This window comes from Pseudomonas kairouanensis (genome assembly GCF_004682055.1).
Classification (GTDB): Bacteria; Pseudomonadota; Gammaproteobacteria; order Pseudomonadales; family Pseudomonadaceae; genus Aquipseudomonas; species Aquipseudomonas kairouanensis.
Map to the genome: position 1 here is coordinate 1 of NZ_QUZU01000055.1, position 12,189 is coordinate 12,189.

Consider the following 12,189-nt stretch of genomic DNA (forward strand, 5'->3'; position numbering starts at 1 on the left):
TTTTTACCGCGTTGCATCATATAGTCAGGCAGCGACCGGCATACGGCTGGTGTGCCAGATCAACACCTTGCTTACCCGGTTATCCTCCGTCTCAAGGATTTCCAGGCGGTAGCGCCCAATCTTCAAGCACACCGCGCAATCTGGAATGGTCTCCAGCGCTTCGGTCACCAAGCCATTGAGGGTCTTGGGGCCATCGCTGGGCAGGTGCCAGTTCAGGCTTTTGTTCAGCTCGCGGATCGAGGCGGCACCGTCGACGATGTAGCGGCCATCCGGTTGGGCTTCGATGTGGGGGTTGTTCCCACTCTGTTCGCTTTCGAATTCGCCGACGATTTCTTCGAGGATGTCTTCCAGGGTAACAATGCCCAGCACTTCGCCGTATTCGTCCACCACCATGCCCAGGCGGCGCTGCTGCTTGTGGAAGTTCAGCAGTTGCAGTTGCAGGGGTGTGCTTTCCGGGACGAAGTAGGGTTCGTGGCAGGCGGCGAGCAGGGCTTGCTTGGTCAGGCTGGCGTCTGGCAGCAGGTGCTGGATCTGCCGGGTATTGAGCACCGCTTCGACCTGGTTGATATCACTGTGGAACACCGGCAGGCGAGTGCGCTGGGACGTGCGCAGTTGCTCGATGATGTCTTCGATCGGGTCATCCAGGTTGATGCCATCCACTTCGCTGCGGGGCACCAGGATGTCGTTGACCGTGATGTTGTCCAGGGCATGGATGCCGGGCATGCCCGGTGTGCGGCCTTCGTCGTTGTCGGGCTCGGGCTCTTCATCGTGATCGGGCAGTGGTTCGTCGCTTTTCTTCACCACGCCGGCCTTGCGCGCGAACGGGCGCAGCAGCAACAGGCTGATACCGTTGAGCAGCCAGGCTAGGGGGTAAAGGATTTTAAGCGGTACGCCCAGCAGCGTGTTGCCAAAGCCCAGCACGGCCTGCGGGTGGCGGACGGCGAGGGCACGGGGCAGGTAGTCGGCGAGAATCAGCAAGAGTGCGCAGGCGATCAGCCAGCCCAGCCATGGCCCGTTTTGGCCCCAGGCATAGATCGCCAGCAGCGTGCACAGGATCACCACGGCGGCGCGGCACAGGCTGTTGCACAGGATCAGGCTGTGGCGCGGGAAGTTCAAGCGGGCGGCGGCCTTGTCACCCTGGCGTGTGCCGGGGCGCAGGGCCAGCAGGTGTTGCTGGGCGGCCTCGATGGCGGTGAACAGGCCGGCCCACAACACCAGCAAGGCGATTACGGCGAGCATCGGTTCCAGGGGCAAGTTATCCATGATTGCTGCCCGTCAGATATGCAGGATGTATTCGCGGACCAGCTTGCTGCCGAAATAGGCCAGCATCAGCAGGCAGAAACCGGCCAGGGTCCAGCGGATCGCCTTGTGGCCACGCCAGCCAAGGCGGTTGCGGCCCCACAGCAATACGCTGAATACCACCCAGGCCAGGCAGGCCAGCAGGGTTTTGTGCACCAGGTGCTGGGCGAACAGGTTTTCGACGAACAGCCAGCCGGAGATCAGCGACAGCGACAACAGCGTCCAGCCGGCCCACAGGAAGCCGAACAGCAGGCTCTCCATGGTTTGCAGGGGCGGGAAGTTCTTGATCAGGCCAGAGGGGTGCTTGTGCTTGAGCTGGTGGTCCTGCAGCAGCAGGAGCAGCGACTGGAAGACCGCGATGGTGAACATGCCATAGGCCAGGATCGACAACAGGATATGGGCGAGAATGCCTGGCTCCTCGTCGATCACCTGCACCGTACCGGTGGGGGCGAATTGCGCCAGCAGCACCGTCAGCATGCCCAGCGGGAATAGCAGCACCAGCAGGTTCTCGACCGGGATCCGATAACAGGCCATCAGGGTCAGCGCGATAACGGCGGCCGCGATCAGGCTGGCGGCGCTGAAAAAGTCCAGGCCCAGGCCCACGGGGGTCATCAGGTGGGTAAACAGGCTGGCAGCGTGAGCCAGCAGGGCAAGGACGCCAAGGCCGACCAGCAGACGTTTGTCCGCCTTGGTGCCTTGGGCCAGACGAGTGCCCTGATAGAGAGTCGCAGCGGCATACAAAATGGCGGCGGCGAGGCTGGGTAGCAAACTGGGTGACAAAGGGAGCATAAATCCTGTTAGGCAAGCCCGAAAGCCGCTGAGTTTGGCATACCCCCGCGTAACACGAAAGACTCTCAAGCCAGACAGCGGGTGTGCATGTCGACAGTCTTCGCTATAATCCGCGACCTGCCCACGCCGCAGGCTCGCCGAGCGCTGTTTTTAATAGCGATTTACCACAGCCTGGGCCGTCATTACCTCGGTCTACCACTGCATTTCGATGAGTAGGGCCTGAAAGGAACGCGCATGTTTGAAAACTTGACTGACCGTCTCTCGCAGACGCTGCGCCACGTAACCGGCAAGGCCAAGCTGACCGAGGACAATATCAAAGACACCCTGCGCGAAGTGCGCATGGCGTTGCTGGAAGCCGACGTGGCGTTGCCGGTGGTGAAGGACTTCGTCAACTCGGTCAAAGAGCGCGCAGTGGGCACCGAAGTGTCCCGCAGCCTGACGCCGGGCCAGGCGTTCGTGAAGGTCGTCCAGGCCGAACTCGAAAGCCTGATGGGCGCCGCCAACGAAGACCTGAACCTGAGTGCCGTGCCACCGGCCGTCGTATTGATGGCCGGTCTGCAGGGTGCGGGTAAAACCACCACCGCCGGCAAGCTGGCGCGCTTCCTCAAAGAGCGCAAGAAGAAGTCGGTGATGGTGGTGTCGGCCGACGTGTACCGTCCGGCGGCCATCAAGCAGTTGGAGATGCTCGCGGGCGAAGTGGGCGTGACCTTCTTCCCGTCCGACCTGAGCCAGAAGCCGGTCGATATCGCGAACGCTGCTATTAAAGAAGCGAAGCTGAAATTCATCGACGTGGTCATCGTCGATACCGCCGGTCGCCTGCACATCGACGAAGAGATGATGGGCGAGATCAAGGCGCTGCATGCCGCGATCAACCCGGTCGAGACGCTGTTCGTGGTTGACGCCATGACCGGCCAGGATGCGGCCAACACCGCCAAGGCCTTTGGCGATGCACTGCCGCTGACCGGCGTGATCCTCACCAAGGTCGACGGCGACGCCCGAGGCGGTGCTGCGCTGTCGGTACGTGCCATCACCGGCAAGCCGATCAAGTTCATCGGTATGGGCGAGAAGAGCGAAGCGCTCGAACCGTTCCACCCTGAGCGTATCGCCTCCCGCATCCTCGGCATGGGCGACGTACTCAGCCTGATCGAGCAGGCCGAAGCCACCCTCGACAAGGACAAGGCCGACAAACTGGCCAAGAAGCTGAAGAAGGGCAAGGGCTTCGACCTCGAAGACTTCCGCGACCAGCTGCAACAAATGAAGAACATGGGCGGCCTTGGCGGCCTGATGGACAAGCTGCCGAACATCGGCGGTGTGAACCTGGCGCAGATGGGCAATGCCCAGGGCGCGGCAGAGAAGCAGTTCAAGCAGATGGAAGCCATCATCAACTCCATGACCCCGGCCGAGCGCCGCGACCCTGAGCTGATCAGCGGTTCGCGCAAGCGTCGGATCGCCATGGGCTCCGGTACCCAGGTGCAGGACATCGGTCGCTTGATCAAGCAGCACAAGCAGATGCAGAAGATGATGAAGAAATTCTCCGCCAAGGGCGGTATGGCCAAGATGATGCGCGGCATGGGCGGTATGTTGCCCGGCGGCGGCATGCCCAAGATGTAAAGAATTCGAGCGCAGGCATGCTTGCGCTCCGACCCACAGGGATGTGGGATCTCCAGCAAACCCGCCGTTGGCGGGGGCTGACCTGCCGTTTTAATCGACGGCTCTATAGCAGATCTGAATGGCACGCTGATAGGCGCCAGAAAAAGACATTTGCAAAAGTCCGGATATTCCTTAGAATATGCGGCCTTTCGGGCACCTATGCCCGCTGTGCATTTAGATTTGCAGCACCGACTACAGGAACGATGTTCACATGCTAACAATCCGTCTTGCCCTTGGCGGCTCCAAAAAGCGCCCGTTTTACCACTTGACCGTAACTGACAGCCGCAACCCGCGTGACGGCTCTCACAAGGAACAAGTTGGCTTCTTCAACCCGATCGCTCGTGGTCAAGAAGTTCGTCTGTCCGTGAACCAAGAGCGCGTAGCCTACTGGCTGAGCGTTGGTGCACAACCATCTGAGCGTGTTGCTCAGCTGTTGAAGGACTCGGCTAAGGCCGCAGCCTGAGCAATATGAACGCGACGCCAGCTGTTGCTGATGATTTGATCGTTATCGGCAAGATTTACTCTGTTCATGGCGTTCGCGGCGAAGTGAAGGTGTATTCCTTTACTGATCCGACAGAAAACCTGTTGCAGTACAAAACCTGGACGCTCAAGCGCGAGGGTAGTGTGAAACAGGTCGAGCTGGTCAGTGGACGCGGGAGCGATAAGTTCCTGGTCGCAAAGCTCAAGGGTCTTGATGATCGTGAAGAAGCTCGTCTTCTGGCCGGTTATGAGATCTGCGTGCCGCGCAACCTGTTCCCTGAATTGACCGACGGCGAGTACTACTGGTACCAGCTGGAAGGTCTGAAGGTCATTGATCAACTGGGGCAATTGCTCGGGAAGATCGATCATCTTCTGGAAACCGGCGCCAATGATGTAATGGTGGTCAAGCCTTGCGCTGGCAGCCTGGATGATCGCGAACGCTTGCTGCCCTATACCGGGCAATGTGTGTTGGCCGTCGACTTGGTCGCAGGCGAGATGAAGGTGGAATGGGACGCGGACTTCTAAGCGTGGCTAATTTGCGCATTGAAGTGATCAGTTTGTTTCCCGAGATGTTCTCCGCCATCAGCGAGTACGGCATCACCAGTCGGGCGGTGAAACAGGGGCTGTTGCAGCTTACCTGTTGGAACCCGCGAGACTACACGACGGATCGACATCACACTGTGGACGATCGCCCATTTGGCGGTGGCCCGGGCATGGTGATGAAGATCAAGCCCCTGGAAGACGCGTTGGCTCAGGCCAAGGCCGCCGCCGGGGAGAAGGCGAAGGTGATTTACCTGTCCCCTCAAGGCCGTCAGCTGAAACAGGCTGCGGTACGCGAACTGGCGAATGAGGAAGCACTGATCCTGATTGCCGGTCGCTATGAAGGCATTGACGAGCGTTTTATTGATGCTCATGTCGATGAAGAGTGGTCGATTGGGGACTATGTCCTGTCTGGCGGCGAGCTGCCGGCGATGGTCCTGATAGATGCGGTTACACGACTGCTGCCTGGAGCTTTAGGGCATGCGGACTCCGCGGAGGAAGATTCCTTCACGGATGGTTTGCTGGATTGCCCGCACTACACCCGACCGGAGGTGTATGCGGATCAGCGTGTTCCCGACGTATTGCTAAGTGGCAATCACGCACACATCCGGCGTTGGCGTTTACAGCAGTCCCTTGGTCGGACCTATGAACGACGCGCCGATCTTCTGGAAAGCCGCTCGCTTTCTGGAGAAGAGAAGAAGCTGCTCGAGGAATACATCCTCGCGCGGGACGATAGTTAACAACGTATCGATGGTAGGTCCATTGACTTACCTTAGGAGCACAGCATGACTAACAAAATCATCCTTGCACTCGAAGCAGAGCAGATGACCAAAGAGATCCCTACCTTTGCCCCGGGCGACACCATTGTCGTTCAGGTGAAAGTGAAGGAAGGCGACCGTTCGCGTCTGCAAGCGTTCGAAGGCGTGGTAATCGCCAAGCGTAACCGTGGTGTGAACAGTGCTTTCACTGTTCGTAAAATCTCCAACGGTGTTGGCGTAGAGCGTACTTTCCAGACCTACAGCCCGCAAATCGACAGCATGGCCGTCAAGCGTCGCGGTGACGTACGTAAAGCCAAGCTGTACTACCTGCGTGACCTGTCCGGTAAAGCAGCTCGCATCAAGGAAAAACTGGCTTAAGTCCAGCTTCCCGATGCAGAAAAAAGCAGCCTACGGGCTGCTTTTTTGTGCCTGAAATTTGTCTATTTGCCGGTATTTGTTAATGACCACTCGCCTCGAAGAAATCCAGCGTCGCACTGATCTGTCCGTTACCCATGTGACCAAAGCGGTGTTCCCGCCGACCACCAACCACCACAACACCCTGTTTGGCGGCACTGCGCTGGCCTGGATGGATGAAGTCTCGTTCATTACGGCTACGCGGTTTTGCAGGTTGCCGTTGGTGACGGTGTCTACCGACCGTATCGACTTCAATCATGCTATTCCCGCTGGTTCCATCGTTGAGCTGATAGGCCGTGTGATCAAAGTGGGTAACACCAGCCTCAAGGTTGAAGTGGAAGTGTTCGTCGAGAGCATGGGTGCTGATGGCCGTGAAAGGGCGATCCAGGGTGTGTTCAGCTTTGTGGCGATTGATGGGGATAAGCGACCAGTGCCAGTGCTGCCTGGGTTCGTAGACTGATTTGAAATGCAATCCCCTGTGGGAGCGGGCTTGCCCGCGATAGGATGTCACTGACCACACTTTTTCCAGGCCCGAGCCCCCATGCCCGCCATTGACCACCCCCTGATCGACCGCTTCCTCGACGCCCTCTGGCTGGAAAAAGGCCTCTCGGACAATACCCGCCAGGCCTATCGCAGCGATCTGGTCTTGTTCAACGGCTGGCTGCAGGAAAAAAACCTCGAACTGGTCAATGCCGGTCGCGAGTTGATCCTCGACCACCTGGCCTGGCGCCTGGAGCAAAACTACAAGCCCCGTTCCACCGCGCGGTTCCTCTCCGGTGTTCGAGGCTTTTATCGCTACCTCTTGCGGGAAAAGCTGATCGCCCTAGACCCCACCCTGCAAGTCGATATGCCGCAACTGGGTAGGCCATTGCCCAAGTCCCTGTCAGAAGCCGACGTCGAGGCCTTGCTCGCTGCGCCCGACCTGAGCGAAGCCATCGGCCAGCGCGACCGCGCCATGCTTGAAGTGCTGTATGCGTGCGGCCTGCGGGTCACCGAGTTGATCAGCCTGACCCTGGAGCAAGTCAATCTGCGCCAAGGCGTCTTGCGGGTAATGGGCAAGGGCAGTAAGGAGCGACTGGTGCCGATGGGGGAGGAGGCAATTGTGTGGGTTGAGCGCTACATGCGCGACGGGCGCAGTGAGCTGCTCGGCGGACGCCCCAGCGACGTGCTGTTTCCCAGCCAGCGCGGCGAGCAGATGACGCGCCAGACCTTTTGGCACCGTATCAAGCATCAGGCCAAGGTCGCGGGCATCGGCAAGAGCCTGTCTCCTCACACCTTGCGCCATGCGTTTGCCACCCATTTGCTCAACCATGGCGCGGATTTGCGCGTGGTGCAAATGCTGCTCGGCCATAGCGACTTATCCACAACCCAGATCTACACCCACGTTGCCCGCGCGCGCTTGCAGGATATGCATGCCAAGCACCACCCGCGCGGTTGAAAAACGCCAATTTAAGCCACTGCGGGCTGCCCTGCGGCCCAACTGTGGTAGGCTTTGCCGGTTCGTAAGGGGGATGGCCCAAACCCGTGTTTCCAAGCCGGTGTTCCTGCTCCCGTCCCTGCATCTGCCTTCAGGAGTTCCCATGCGCTTGACCCAGATTCTCGCCGCCGCAGCCATTGCGTTGGTTTCCACCTTTGTCTTCGCCGATGACGCCGCCGAGCAGACCATCCGCAAGAGCCTGGCCAACCTGCAACTCGACACGCCCATCGAAAGCATCAGCGCCAGCCCCATGGCCGGCCTGTATGAAGTCAAGCTCAAGGGCAGCCGTGTGTTGTACGCCAGCGCCGACGGCCAGTACATCGTGCAGGGTTACCTGTTTCAGTTGAAAGACGGCAAGCCGGTCAACCTCACCGAGAAAGCCGAGCGCCTGGGCGTGTCCAAGTTGATCAACGGTATTCCGGTTGCAGAAACCGTGGTTTACCCGGCAATCGGCGAGACCAAGACCCATATCACCGTGTTCACCGACACCACCTGCCCGTACTGCCACAAGCTGCACGCCGAAGTGCCTGCGCTGAACAAGCTGGGTGTGGAAGTACGTTACGTCGCGTTCCCGCGCCAGGGCCTGGGTTCGCCGGGTGACGAGCAACTGCAAGCCGTGTGGTGTTCGGCCGACAAGAAAGCCGCCATGGACAAGATGGTCGATGGCAAGGAAATCACCGCGGCCAAATGCGCCAACCCGGTGTCCAAGCAATTCGCCCTCGGCCAGTCAATTGGTGTCAACGGTACACCGGCCATCGTTTTGGCTGACGGCCAGGTGATTCCGGGCTACCAGCCGGCACCACAAGTTGCCAAACTGGCGCTCAGTGCCAAATAAACCAGCATCGTCGAGCCTTCGACGATCAAGGCCCGTTGACGCGTCGACGGGTCGTTAATTGCAAGCCGCAGTTGTGCGGCTGTTTTTCACGGCCGACCTCGCGTCGGCCGTTTCATGGGGAGTTCTTCAGTGAAACCGGTCAAAGTAGGCATCTGTGGGTTAGGGACCGTCGGTGGCGGCACCTTCAACGTACTTCAGCGTAATGCTGAAGAAATTTCCCGCCGCGCAGGCCGTGGGATTGAAGTGGCGCAGATTGCCACGCGTTCGCCAAAGCCTCAGTTCCAAACGACCGGTATTGCGATTACCAACGATGTCTTCGCCGTTGCCACCAACCCTGAGATCGATATTGTCATCGAGCTGGTGGGCGGCTACACCGTGGCCCGTGAGCTGGTGCTCAAAGCCATCGAGAACGGCAAGCATGTGGTCACTGCCAACAAGGCGCTGATCGCCGTGCACGGCAACGAGATCTTCGCCAAGGCCCGCGAGAAGGGCGTGATCGTGGCATTCGAAGCCGCCGTGGCCGGTGGTATCCCGGTGATCAAGGCGATCCGTGAGGGCCTGTCTGCCAACCGCATCAACTGGGTGGCCGGTATCATCAACGGCACCGGCAACTTCATCCTCACCGAAATGCGCGAGAAGGGCCGTACCTTCGAAGACGTGCTGGCCGAAGCCCAGGCCCTGGGTTACGCCGAAGCCGACCCAACCTTCGACGTGGAAGGTATCGACGCCGCACATAAGCTCACCATTCTGGCGTCCATCGCCTTTGGTATTCCGCTGCAGTTCGACAAGGCCTACACCGAAGGCATCACCAAGCTGACCACCGCCGATGTGAACTACGCCGAAGCCCTGGGCTACCGCATCAAGCACCTGGGCGTGGCGCGCAGCACACCGGCCGGTATCGAGCTGCGTGTGCACCCGACGCTGATCCCGGCGGACCGCCTGATCGCCAACGTCAATGGTGTGATGAACGCCGTGATGGTCAACGGTGACGCCGCAGGTTCCACCCTGTTCTACGGCGCCGGTGCCGGCATGGAGCCGACCGCTTCGTCGGTGATTGCCGACCTGGTAGACGTGGTCCGCGCCATGACCAGCGACCCGGAAAACCGCGTGCCGCACTTGGCCTTCCAGCCGGACTCGCTGTCGGCCCATCCGATTTTGCCGATCGAAGCCTGCGAAAGCGCCTACTACCTGCGCATCCAGGCCCAGGATCACCCAGGCGTGTTGGCCCAGGTTGCCAGCATTCTGTCGGAGCGCGGTATCAATATAGAGTCGATCATGCAGAAGGAAGTCGAGGAGCAAAACGGCCAGGTGCCGATGATCCTGCTGACCCATCGCGTGCTCGAACAGCACATCAACGACGCCATCGCCGCCCTGGAAGCCCTGCAAGGCGTGGTCGGCCCGGTGGTGCGTATCCGCGTCGAACACTTGAACTAACCGATTTGTTCCAGAGGCCCCGTGTGTACGGCGGCCTCTGTTCGAGAATGTTTTAGAGGAGCCAGTCATGCGTTACATCAGCACCCGCGGCCAGGCACCGGCCCTGAATTTCGAAGACGTTTTGCTGGCAGGCCTTGCCACTGACGGCGGCCTGTACGTGCCGGAAAACCTGCCACGCTTCAGCCAGGAAGAAATCGCTTCGTGGGCTGGCCTGCCGTACCACGAACTGGCGTTCCGGGTAATGCGCCCGTTCGTCACCGGCAGCATTCCGGATGCGGATTTCAAGAAGATCCTGGAGGAGACCTACGGCGTCTTTTCCCACAGTGCTATCGCCCCATTGCGTCAACTGAACGGCAATGAATGGGTGTTGGAGCTGTTCCATGGCCCAACCCTGGCGTTCAAGGATTTCGCCCTGCAACTGTTGGGTCGCCTGCTCGACTACGTGCTGCAAAAGCGCGGCGAGCGCGTGGTGATCATCGGCGCCACCTCCGGTGATACCGGCTCGGCCGCCATCGAAGGCTGCAAGCACTGCGAAAACGTCGACATCTTCATCCTGCACCCGCACCAGCGCGTGTCGGAAGTTCAGCGTCGCCAGATGACCACCATTTTTGGTGAGAACATCCACAACATCGCCATCGAAGGCAACTTCGATGACTGCCAGGAAATGGTCAAGAACAGCTTCGCCGACCAGAGCTTCCTGAAAGGCACGCGCCTGGTGGCGGTGAACTCGATCAACTGGGCGCGGATCATGGCCCAGATCGTCTACTACTTCCATGCGTCCCTGCAGTTGGGCGGCCCGGCACGTTCGGTGTCGTTCTCGGTGCCAACCGGTAACTTCGGCGACATCTTCGCCGGTTACCTGGCGCGCAACATGGGCCTGCCGATCAACCAGTTGATCGTCGCCACCAACCGCAATGACATCCTGCACCGCTTCATGAGCGGCAACCAGTACGTCAAGGAAACCCTGCACGCCACGCTGTCGCCGTCCATGGACATCATGGTGTCGTCGAACTTCGAACGCCTGCTGTTCGACATGCACGGTCGCAACGGCGCGGCGATTGCCGGCCTGATGGACACCTTCAAGAGCGGCGGCGGTTTCAGCGTGGATGAAGAGCGCTGGACCGAAACCCGCAAGTTGTTCGACTCCTTGGCCGTGGACGACGCGCAGACCTGCGAAACCATCGCCGAAGTCTACGCCCAGACCGGCGAGTTGCTGGACCCACACACCGCCATCGGTGTGAAGGCCGCGCGCGAATGCCGTCGCAGCCTGGATATCCCGATGGTGATCCTGGGTACCGCCCACCCGGTTAAATTCCCGGAAGCGGTAGTGAAGGCGGGCATTGGCAAAGCGCTGGAGTTGCCGGTGCACTTGACCGACCTGTTCGAGCGTGAAGAACGTTGCACGGTGTTGGCCAATGACCTGAAGGCGGTGCAGGCGTTTGTGAGCCAGCATGGCAACCGGGGCAAGCCGTTGTAAGGCGAACCGCGTAGACAAAAACGCCGCTTTCCCTTCCTTGGGTCAGCGGCGTTTTTTTTGGCAGGCCCGGTATTCGCTAGCGTTTACGAGAGCAGCTTTTGTGCGATAGCCATTATGGTGCCGATCGCAGTGAACATGGCCACGACGATCCCCATGGGATACCAGAAATTCTCACGAGTGATCTTGTGAGTCTCCGCAGTAAGTTTGCGTTGCTCAGCATAGATGCGTGATATGTCGGCGTGAATCTTCTCCAGGGCAGCTTGTTCTTTGTCGTGTTCCAGCATCGTCTTCATCCTTCGCAATAAGGGCCTTTTGACATGCGCTTTTATCTGCATAGCAGCGTCACCAGCGCTCATCGAGTATAGGATTCACCTTCGGCCACAGCCGCCGGCAAACCCCAAAACAACCACCCATTGCGTAAGCATTCATGTGCGGCCGTTTTTTCCCTGTCATGTTGCAAGCGCATGCTGGAATCCGTCACTCCCTGACGGCCCCATAAAGACGATAAAGCGAACTTTCCTACGTCACGAACAGTCACTTAGGATAGATGCAGCTCCCGTTGAACCGATTGTTTCCGAACTATTGAGTGGTGATCGAGATGGAAAGTATCAGCCTATTGCTCGAAGAAGCACTGAGCCCTTATCAGGTTACGCTGACCGCCTCTGGTGCGCAGGACGAGTGCCTGGTGACCGTGAAGAATCCTGCTGGCGCTATTGTGGTCGAGCGTGAAGTCGACCGGGCGCAATTGATGGATAAGCGTGTGTTGGTGGATGTGGTGGACTGCCTGCTACGCGACATTAAAATCGCTGAAGGTCGCCTGGAGCCTTCGGTCATTGCGGCCCTGCGCAGCGCTGCCCAAACCCGCAACGCCGCCGCTGCATGAAGAATTGTTTATAGATGGAAACTTCCTACAACGTGGCCGGTCAGATTTCATAGCAGCAAGAGCAAACATTGTGCTCCGGTGTTTGTGCCTTGCTGTACGGGTCTTTATTGATAGGCCACGTTTAACCCCGAAGTGTCTCCCCACGCTTCGGGG

14 protein-coding genes are annotated in these 12,189 nt (G+C 59.2%); 11 read left to right on the forward strand and 3 right to left on the reverse strand.

What is annotated here, in order from left to right; genetic code table 11:
• Positions 1-24: 24 nt before the first annotated feature.
• Complete coding sequence (locus tag DYL59_RS27840) at positions 25-1,263, reverse strand: transporter associated domain-containing protein (protein WP_135292030.1); 1,239 nt, start codon at positions 1,261-1,263, stop codon at positions 25-27.
• A gap of 12 nt (positions 1,264-1,275) precedes the next feature.
• Positions 1,276-2,088 (reverse strand): cytochrome C assembly family protein, encoded by an 813-nt coding sequence (locus tag DYL59_RS27845; protein ID WP_135292031.1) that lies wholly within the window; start codon positions 2,086-2,088, stop codon positions 1,276-1,278.
• A gap of 234 nt (positions 2,089-2,322) precedes the next feature.
• On the opposite strand from DYL59_RS27845, the gene ffh reads away from it, so the two are divergent.
• From ffh to thrC, 10 genes are all read left to right on the forward strand, one after another.
• Positions 2,323-3,699, forward strand: a complete 1,377-nt coding sequence (gene ffh, locus DYL59_RS27850) for a signal recognition particle protein (protein ID WP_017736777.1) — start codon at positions 2,323-2,325, stop codon at positions 3,697-3,699.
• A gap of 250 nt (positions 3,700-3,949) precedes the next feature.
• Complete coding sequence (gene rpsP, locus DYL59_RS27855) at positions 3,950-4,201, forward strand: 30S ribosomal protein S16 (protein ID WP_025854836.1); 252 nt, start codon at positions 3,950-3,952, stop codon at positions 4,199-4,201.
• Positions 4,202-4,206: 5 nt separating this feature from the next.
• Positions 4,207-4,743 carry a ribosome maturation factor RimM gene (gene rimM / locus DYL59_RS27860; RefSeq protein WP_135292032.1) on the forward strand — a complete coding sequence of 179 codons (537 nt, stop codon included), beginning with the start codon at positions 4,207-4,209 and terminating at the stop codon, positions 4,741-4,743.
• Positions 4,725-5,498 (forward strand): tRNA (guanosine(37)-N1)-methyltransferase TrmD, encoded by a 774-nt coding sequence (gene trmD, locus DYL59_RS27865; RefSeq protein ID WP_193557589.1) that lies wholly within the window; start codon positions 4,725-4,727, stop codon positions 5,496-5,498. Before rimM ends, trmD begins: the two co-directional genes overlap by 19 nt.
• A 45-nt stretch (positions 5,499-5,543) precedes the next feature.
• Positions 5,544-5,894, forward strand: coding sequence for a 50S ribosomal protein L19 (rplS, locus tag DYL59_RS27870; protein WP_003175895.1), 351 nt, complete (start codon positions 5,544-5,546; stop codon positions 5,892-5,894).
• 82 nt (positions 5,895-5,976) lie between these two features.
• Positions 5,977-6,390, forward strand: coding sequence for an acyl-CoA thioesterase (locus DYL59_RS27875; RefSeq protein WP_135292034.1), 414 nt, complete (start codon positions 5,977-5,979; stop codon positions 6,388-6,390).
• 81 nt (positions 6,391-6,471) lie between these two features.
• Entirely contained in the window at positions 6,472-7,368 is an 897-nt protein-coding gene (gene xerD, locus DYL59_RS27880) for a site-specific tyrosine recombinase XerD (protein ID WP_135292035.1), read from the forward strand.
• Positions 7,369-7,510: 142 nt separating this feature from the next.
• Positions 7,511-8,242, forward strand: a complete 732-nt coding sequence (locus DYL59_RS27885) for a thioredoxin fold domain-containing protein (RefSeq protein WP_135292036.1) — start codon at positions 7,511-7,513, stop codon at positions 8,240-8,242.
• Positions 8,243-8,371: 129 nt separating this feature from the next.
• On the forward strand, positions 8,372-9,676 hold the full coding sequence (locus DYL59_RS27890; protein WP_025854832.1) for a homoserine dehydrogenase: 1,305 nt from the start codon (positions 8,372-8,374) through the stop codon (positions 9,674-9,676).
• 67 nt (positions 9,677-9,743) lie between these two features.
• A complete protein-coding gene (thrC, locus tag DYL59_RS27895; RefSeq protein ID WP_135292037.1) occupies positions 9,744-11,153 on the forward strand; it encodes a threonine synthase in 1,410 nt (469 codons plus the stop codon).
• A gap of 83 nt (positions 11,154-11,236) precedes the next feature.
• Here thrC and DYL59_RS27900 read toward each other — a convergent pair whose 3' ends face one another.
• Positions 11,237-11,437, reverse strand: coding sequence for a hypothetical protein (locus tag DYL59_RS27900; RefSeq protein ID WP_135292038.1), 201 nt, complete (start codon positions 11,435-11,437; stop codon positions 11,237-11,239).
• A 314-nt stretch (positions 11,438-11,751) separates the two neighbouring features.
• Here DYL59_RS27900 and DYL59_RS27905 point away from each other — a divergent pair, with 314 nt between their 5' ends.
• Complete coding sequence (locus tag DYL59_RS27905; RefSeq protein ID WP_135292039.1) at positions 11,752-12,036, forward strand: DUF3509 domain-containing protein; 285 nt, start codon at positions 11,752-11,754, stop codon at positions 12,034-12,036.
• The last annotated feature ends 153 nt before the right edge of the window (positions 12,037-12,189 follow it).